Source organism: Streptomyces sp. rh34 (assembly GCF_002551245.1).
Classification (GTDB): Bacteria; Actinomycetota; Actinomycetes; order Streptomycetales; family Streptomycetaceae; genus Streptomyces.
On the sequence record NZ_NTGZ01000332.1, the window covers coordinates 1 to 7,310 of the forward strand.

Consider the following 7,310-nt stretch of genomic DNA (forward strand, 5'->3'; position numbering starts at 1 on the left):
GTCAGGAACCCGGCCGCCGTGTGGGCGGCGCGGAGCCGGGCGACGATCCGGCGGCCGTACCAGAAGCCGGGCCTGCCGAGCGCGGGGCGGACCGGAGCGGGTGGGTGCGGGGCCCCGTCGGTGTCCGGGTCGGGCGCGCCGGGGCCGTGGGCCTCCCGCGGCCCCTCGGGGTCGTGCGCGTCGATGTCGGCTTCGTCCAGGGGGCGTTGGGACTCGTACGCGCTCCAGGTCCGGTTGGACAGGTACCACAGGAGCCCCACGAGGGCCGCGGGCACGACGGCGGCCAGGGCGAGGCGGCGGCCTGGCTGGGACCACCAGCCGCCCTGATGTGCCGACAGGAAGCCGAGCCAGGAACGGCGTTCGGCACAGGCCTCGGCGCCCGCGCACTGCCAGGCCAGCAGGTCCAGGGCGACTTCGCAGGCGGCCGCCGTGAGCAGCACGGTGAGGCTGAGCGCGACGAGCCGCACCAGCACGCCGTACAGCCGGACCGCGCGGGTGCGGCCGGTGGCGGTGGGACGCATCCAGTGGGCGAGGTTGACCACCATGAACGGCAGGAGCAGCAGCCACAGCGCACGGGAGCCGTTGCCGGAGGTGAGGCCGGACCAGCAGTACGCCTCGGCGACGGGCTCGTCCCGGTAGCGCTCGGGGTGCTTCTCGCCGTGGGCGTCCTCCGTGCGCCGGTACACGGCCGCGGTCTCGTCCCCGGTGACCCGGACGGTACGGGGGTCGCCCAGCATCTCCTGCGGGGTGGCGCCGCCGACGCCGTGGACGAGCAGTTCCAGTGCGGTCCCGGTGTGCTGCGGAGACGGGGAGGAAGGCGAGGACGAGGGCGAGGGCGTGGCAGCAGGGGCCAAGGGGGACTCTCTCTCGGGCGCGTCGGCCTCGCGGCCGACGGAGACGTGCACAGGGGCGGGTGGTGCGGGGCCGGGACGCCGTGGGCTCCGGGCGTGGTGACCCGCCGGTCGCGAAGCCCCAGGATTCCGGGCGCGGGGCGGGTGCGTGAAGCGGTCTCACGGAATCTCCCCAGGTGATACGCCGGGCATGCCTGCGTGGCAGGATGAGCGTGTCGCGCAGACCGCTGCGGACCGTACGGCAGAGGGAAGGACCGGACCCGGCGTTGAGCGAGAATCAGAACCTGCTCGCGGAGCAGCGACGCGCGCTGATCCTCGACGAGGTACGCAGGCGTGGTGGGGTCCGGGTCAACGAGCTGACCCGCAAGCTGAACGTCTCCGACATGACGATCCGCCGGGACCTGGACGCCCTGGACCGCCAGGGCGTGATCGAGAAGGTCCACGGCGGTGCGGTCCCGGTCGTCGAGGCGAGTACGCACGAGCCCGGGTTCGAGGCGAAGTCGGCGCTGGAGCTGAGCGCCAAGGAGGACATCGCTCGGGCGGCGGCGGCGTTGGCGGTGCCCGGCAGCGCGATCGCGCTCTCGGGCGGGACGACGACCTTCGCGCTGGCCCGGCATCTGCTGGACGTGCCGGATCTGACGGTGGTGACCAACTCGGTGCGGGTGGCCGACGTGTTCCACGACGCGCAGCGTCCGGCCGGGGGGCGCGGCGCGCGGCCCGGGGCGGCGACGGTGGTGCTGACGGGCGGGGTGCGCACTCCCTCGGACTCGCTGGTCGGGCCGGTCGCGGACCGGGCCATCGACTCCCTGCACTTCGATGTGCTGTTCCTCGGCGTGCACGGGATCTCGGCCGAGGCCGGGCTCTCGACCCCCAACCTCGCGGAGGCGGAGACCAACCGCCGTTTCGTCCGGGCGGCGCGCCGGATCGTGGTCGTCGCCGATCACACCAAGTGGGGGACTGTGGGCCTGAGTTCCTTCGCCGCGCTGGAGGAGGTCGACACGTTCGTCACGGACGCGGGCCTGGCCCCGCGGACGCGCGCGGAGATCGGGGAGCATCTGCCGGGTCTGCTGGTGGCGGGCGACGCCCCCGCCGAGGCCGACGGGGCTTCGCCCGCCGCCGAGGGCTGACGCGGGCCCTTCGGGTTCCGTTCGGCCCGGCGGGCCCGGCGGGCACCCCATAGGATCGTGGGGTGGCCGTCTTCCGGATCGAGCGTTTCTCCCCTCTCCCCGCAGCCGAGGCCTGGCGCCGGGTGACCGACTGGGAACGGCACGCGGCGCAGGTGCCGTTGACCGCGATCTCGGTCCCGACCGGCCTTCCCTCACAGCTCGGGACGGTCTTCGTGGCGCGTACGGGGCTGGGCCCGCTGGCGTTCGACGACCCGATGGAAGTGGTGCGGTGGACGCCGCCCGCCGGGGGCCGGGCCGGGGTCTGCCGCCTGGAGAAGCGGGGGGCCGTGGTGCTGGGCCGGGCTTCGATCGACGTGCTTCCCACGGATTCCGGTTCGCATGTGGTCTGGGTCGAGGAACTGCGGGTGCGGCTGGTGCCCCGGTGGGGTGATCCGCTGCTCGCCTCCACCGGACGGCGGATGTTCGGCAAGGTCCTGGACGCCCTGCTCGCCTCCCCCGGCGAAACATAGGAGCGCCGGGGGCGCGCGGCGCTCGTGGCGGTGCGCCGAGCGGGAGCGAGGGTCATGGACGCGGAGCCGTCGGACCCGGAAAGCACTCCCGTACCGGTGACGTCCATGCCGCCGTACGGAGCCCCCGACCGGTCGTACGGGTCGTCCGGTGCCAGACTCGGAAAGGTGACGGACCTTGACGACACCTCCGACGGCGGCTCCGGCGACCTGCGTCCCCCCGAGGACCCGGACAGCTCCGACAGCTCGCGCCCGCGCTCTCTGGTGACCGGGGCGACCGGCTACATCGGCGGCCGGCTGGTGCCCGCCCTGCTCGATGCGGGACACCGGGTGCGCACCCTGGCCAGAACGCCGGGGAAGCTGCGCGACTACCCCTGGGCGGACCGGGTCGAGGTGGTGCGCGGCGATGTCACCGACGCCGCGTCCCTGGCGGAGGCGATGCGGGACGTCGATGTGGCGTACTACCTGGTGCACGCGCTCGGTTCCGGCTCGGCCTTCGAGGAGACCGACCGCACGGCGGCGACGACCTTCGGCGAACAGGCGCGGGCGGCCGGGGTGCGCCGGATCGTGTACCTGGGCGGGCTGACCCCGGCCGGGGTGCCGGAGAAGAAGCTGTCGCCGCATCTGCGCTCGCGGGCCGAGGTGGGCCACATCCTGCTGGACTCCGGGGTGCCGACGGCGGTGCTGCGAGCGGCGATCGTCATCGGTTCGGGGTCCGCCTCGTTCGAGATGCTGCGATATCTCACCGAGCGCCTGCCGCTGATGATCACCCCGAGCTGGGTGCGGACCCGGATCCAGCCGGTGGCCGTACGGGACGTCGTCCGGTATCTGGTGGGGAGCGCGAAGCTGCCCGAGGACGTCAACCGGGCCTTCGACATCGGGGGCCCGGACGTCATGACGTACCGGGACATGATGCAGCGCTACGCGCGGGCGGCGGGGCTCCGGCGACGGCTGATCCTGCCCGTGCCGGTGCTCACCCCGACGCTCTCCAGCCGCTGGGTCGGTCTGGTCACACCGGTGCCCGGCTCCATCGCCCGGCCGCTCACGGAGTCGCTGCGCCACGAGGTGGTGTGCCGGGAGCACGACATCGCGGAGTACGTCCCCGATCCGCCAAACACGCCCATCGGCTTCGACCGGGCGGTGCGCCTGGCCCTGGAGCGGATCCGGGAGGCGCGGGTCGACACCCGCTGGTCCAACGCCTCGGTGCCCGGCGCGCCGAGCGACCCGTTGCCCACCGACCCGGACTGGGCGGGCGGCAGCCTCTACCGCGACGACCGGGAGCTGGCCGTGCCGGTCGGTCCGGACGCGCTGTGGCGGGTGATCGAGGGCATCGGCGGGGAGAACGGCTGGTATTCCTTCCCGCTGGCCTGGGCGGCACGCGGCTGGCTCGACCGTCTCGTCGGCGGGGTGGGGCTGCGGCGCGGCCGGCGGGACGCCCAGCGGCTGCGGGCGGGCGACTCGCTGGACTTCTGGCGGGTGGAGGAGATCCTGCCGGGCGAACTGCTGCGGCTGCGGGCCGAGATGCGGCTGCCGGGGCCGGCCTGGCTGGAGCTGTCGGTGCGCCGCGACGACCGGGGCCGGACGGTGTACGGGCAGCGCGCCCTGTTCCATCCGCGTGGGCTGCCCGGTCACGCGTACTGGTGGAGCGTGTGGCCCTTCCACTCGGTCGTGTTCGGCGGGATGGCGCGCAATATCGCCGAGGCGGCCGCGGCCGAGGAGAAGCGCCGTGCGCCGATGGCGGACAGTGGTACAGACAACTGATGGCGCGGCCGCTATCGTATGCCCGGCTCCACACGCCGCAGACCGCCCGGAGGTGCACGCGATGGCCCGCCGACTCCGTACCGTGGGACGGGAGTTCGCCGATTCCGCGCCGATACGTCTGGTGTTCGCCGCCGAGGTGTCCGCGCCGGTGGACGTGGTGTACCGCGCGCTCGCCGAGGATGTCGCGTCCTGGCCGTCCTGGTTCACCGCCGTCACCCGGGCCACGCCCACCGGTGCGGGCGTGGGCCGCGAGGTGCGGCTGCGGGGCGGGGTCCGGTTCCGCGAGACGATCGTGGCCGCCGAACCGGACACGTGCTACGCCTATCGGGCCGACGAGTCCAACGCCCCGGGCCTCCGGGCTCTGCTGGAGGAGTGGCGGCTCACTCCCGAGGGGTCCGGCACCCGGGTGCAGTGGACCTTCGCCGCCGACGGGACGGGGCTGTTCCGCCTGGTCCTGAGCCTGGGGCGGGCGGGGGTGGGCCGGTCCTTCCGGGACGCCGTGCGCCGCCTGGACGCGCGGCTGGCGACGACGACGCCCTGAGCGACGCGCCGGAGTCCGGCCTCAGCAGGGCCAGGTCCCGTTCCTGAGGAAGTCGTCGATGGCGGCGGTGTACGGGGCGATGTCCAGGCCCTGTTCCTCCAGCCACGAGTCGGAGTAGTACTTGTCCAGGTAGCGGTCGCCGGGGTCGCACAGCAGCGTGACGACGCTGCCCTGCTCGCCCCGCTCCACCATCTCGGCGATCAGCTTGAAGGCGCTCCACAGTCCGGTGCCCGTGGACCCGCCCGCCTTGCGGCCGATGGCGCGCTCCAGGGCGCGGACGGCGGCGACGCTGGCTGCGTCGGGCACCTTCATCATGCGGTCGATGGCGCCGGGCACGAAGCTGGGCTCCATGCGCGGGCGGCCGATGCCCTCGATGCGCGAGCCGCGGTCGCTGGTGGCGTGCGGGTCGTTGTGGGTCCAGCCGTCGAAGAAACAGGAGTTCTCGGGGTCGGGCACGCAGATGCGGGTGTCGTGCTGGAGGTAGTGGACGTAGCGGGCGATGGTCGCCGAGGTGCCGCCGGTCCCGGCGGTGGCGACGATCCAGGCGGGTTCCGGGTAACGCTCCAGGCGCAGCTGCTGGTAGATCGACTCCGCGATGTTGTTGTTGCCGCGCCAGTCGGTGGCGCGCTCCGCGTAGGTGAACTGGTCCATGTAGTGCCCGCCGGTCTCGGCGGCGAGGGCGGCGGACTGTTCGTACATGGTGCGCGAGTCGTCCACGAAGTGGCACTGCCCGCCGTGGAATTCGATGAGGCGGCCCTTCTCCGGGCTGGTGGTGCGCGGCATCACGGCGATGAACGGGACGCCGATCAGCTTGGCGAAGTACGCCTCCGACACGGCGGTCGAGCCGCTGGACGCCTCGATGACCGGCTTGCCGGGCCGGATCCAGCCGTTGCAGAGCCCGTACAGGAAGAGCGAGCGGGCGAGGCGGTGCTTGAGGCTGCCGGTGGGGTGCGTCGACTCGTCCTTGAGGTAGAGGTCGATGCCCCACGCCTCGGGCAGCGGAAAGCGCAGCAGGTGGGTGTCGGCGGACCGGTTCGCGTCGGCCTGGACCTTGCGGACGGCCTCCTTCAGCCAGGCCCGGTACGCGGGGTCGCTGCGGTCGACGTCCACGGTCACCCTGGCCCCGTGCCCGGCTGCGTGCTCAGTGGTGTGCATGGGCCTGCTCCTGTTGCTCGTCGATCCGTACCCCGCGCCTCCACGATATGCACCCCACCTGCGCAAACGGTCACTTTGGTGGCCCATAGCCCTACCTTTGACCGCCGCCCGCGAAGCGGCGGCGACGGGCGGTGCGCGCGGGGTCCGTCACACGTCCGGGCCCTCTGGCGATCCGGCCCGCGTCGGGGCACACTGCACAGCAGGAGTGGTGTCGAAGGGGGGCGAATCCGCCATGGCGGACGTCGAGTTCAGTGCGTCGGGAGTCAGGATCGAGCGGTTCACCCGGTCGCTGACCAGGGCTGGTCAGGTGGTGGTGAAGGACGGGCGGCTGTCGCTGCTCACGAGCAGCGGGCGGGAGATCGACAGCGCCCCGGTGGGCTCGGTGAGTGCACGCACATGGTGGTTCATCGCGGCGGATTCCGTCATCGCCCGGGTGAACGGGGTGCGCTACCGGTTGACGATGGGGCAGCGCAGCCGCAGACGCGACGGAGCGGCTCCGTTGCGGCGTTTCCTGGAGACGCTGCGCAGTGCGCGAGGCCGCCGGGACTGAGTGCCGGCAGCGGGCAGGGCGGGCCGGTACCCGGGCCGCCGGGCTCCCCCCGCGAGTTGCGGAGCCGTATCCCCTGGGCCACGCTGGACCCATGTCACTGAAGGTGCACCCTCGGTGACAGAGCGATCCGCCCCACGGGCCGGATCGCGCGACACGAGCAGACACGACAAGAGCAGAGCGGATTCGGCAGTCAGTCGTCCGCCGGCTCCGTTGGTGTCTCTTCTCTTCTTCCGGACCTATTTCGGGGAGTCGCAGCCGTGATCAGCGAGCCAAGCAGGCACTGCACGGTGGAGCTCCAGGCCCTGCCGTCGCGGATCGGTCAGGTCCGCAGAATCATTTCGGCGCAACTGCGCTACTGGCATCTCGATCCTCTGATCGACCAGGCGGCCCTGGGCGTCACCGAGCTTCTCACCAATGTTCACCGGCACGCACAGCCGGACAAGTCATGCACCGTCGACATCGAGCTGCTGCTCGACCGTCTGACGGTCTCCGTCCACGACCACGACCCGCGCCTGCCCACGGTCAACGAGGCGGACTCGTTCGCCACGTCGGGCCGGGGCCTGGCCCTGATCGCGGCCGTCAGCGAGAGCTGGGGTGTGCGGCCGATCGGCTCGGCCGGGAAGGCCGTCTGGTTCACCCTGCCGGCGGCCACCGGCGCCTCGACCCTGCCACCGCTCGCGGTCTACGGGTCGATGACCGACGGGCCGTTCGGGGCCGTGACCATCACCCCCGACGACATCGTGGCCGTGCCCGCCCGGTCGGCCGTCGTCGGCTGACGGGACGGGCCGGGCGCGCACGGCCGGGCCGGGGGTGCGGCGG

At 73.0% G+C, this 7,310-nt stretch carries 7 protein-coding genes and 1 pseudogene; 6 read left to right on the forward strand and 2 right to left on the reverse strand.

The annotated features are described in order from the left end of the window. A pseudogene (locus CR470_RS34265) lies at positions 1–854 on the reverse strand (hypothetical protein); the annotation flags it as partial. A 263-nt stretch (positions 855–1,117) separates the two neighbouring features. Here CR470_RS34265 and CR470_RS34270 point away from each other — a divergent pair. The 4 genes from CR470_RS34270 (at position 1,118) to CR470_RS34285 (ending at position 4,786) form a co-directional block, all read left to right on the forward strand. Next, the gene (locus CR470_RS34270; RefSeq protein WP_097871331.1) at positions 1,118–1,978 is read left to right on the forward strand and encodes a DeoR/GlpR family DNA-binding transcription regulator; all 861 of its coding nucleotides are present in this window, start codon (positions 1,118–1,120) and stop codon (positions 1,976–1,978) included. Positions 1,979–2,040: 62 nt separating this feature from the next. Continuing rightward, entirely contained in the window at positions 2,041–2,487 is a 447-nt protein-coding gene (locus tag CR470_RS34275) for an SRPBCC family protein (RefSeq protein ID WP_097871332.1), read from the forward strand. Positions 2,488–2,652: 165 nt separating this feature from the next. Continuing rightward, complete coding sequence (locus CR470_RS34280; RefSeq protein WP_097871335.1) at positions 2,653–4,245, forward strand: SDR family oxidoreductase; 1,593 nt, start codon at positions 2,653–2,655, stop codon at positions 4,243–4,245. A 61-nt stretch (positions 4,246–4,306) separates the two neighbouring features. Continuing rightward, the gene (locus tag CR470_RS34285; protein ID WP_097871333.1) at positions 4,307–4,786 is read left to right on the forward strand and encodes an SRPBCC family protein; all 480 of its coding nucleotides are present in this window, start codon (positions 4,307–4,309) and stop codon (positions 4,784–4,786) included. 21 nt (positions 4,787–4,807) lie between these two features. Here the strand turns inward: CR470_RS34285 and CR470_RS34290 are convergent, their stop codons facing one another. Then, positions 4,808–5,941 (reverse strand): PLP-dependent cysteine synthase family protein, encoded by a 1,134-nt coding sequence (locus tag CR470_RS34290; RefSeq protein ID WP_097871334.1) that lies wholly within the window; start codon positions 5,939–5,941, stop codon positions 4,808–4,810. A 232-nt stretch (positions 5,942–6,173) separates the two neighbouring features. Between CR470_RS34290 and CR470_RS34295 the strand changes: the two genes are divergently transcribed. Then, on the forward strand, positions 6,174–6,491 hold the full coding sequence (locus CR470_RS34295) for a hypothetical protein (protein WP_097871336.1): 318 nt from the start codon (positions 6,174–6,176) through the stop codon (positions 6,489–6,491). A gap of 257 nt (positions 6,492–6,748) precedes the next feature. Next, positions 6,749–7,267: an ATP-binding protein gene (locus CR470_RS34300; RefSeq protein WP_003970858.1), complete on the forward strand. Its 519-nt coding sequence runs from the start codon at positions 6,749–6,751 to the stop codon at positions 7,265–7,267. The last annotated feature ends 43 nt before the right edge of the window (positions 7,268–7,310 follow it).

What these genes read in the sequence shown, in the direction of transcription:
- CR470_RS34285 (WP_097871333.1), top strand. Translation starts at nt 4,307, where the DNA reads ATGGCCCGCCGACTCCGTACCGTGGGACGGGAGTTCGCCGATTCCGCG.
- CR470_RS34290 (WP_097871334.1), bottom strand. Translation starts at nt 5,941, where the DNA reads ATGCACACCACTGAGCACGCAGCCGGGCACGGGGCCAGGGTGACCGTG.
- CR470_RS34295 (WP_097871336.1), top strand. Translation starts at nt 6,174, where the DNA reads ATGGCGGACGTCGAGTTCAGTGCGTCGGGAGTCAGGATCGAGCGGTTC.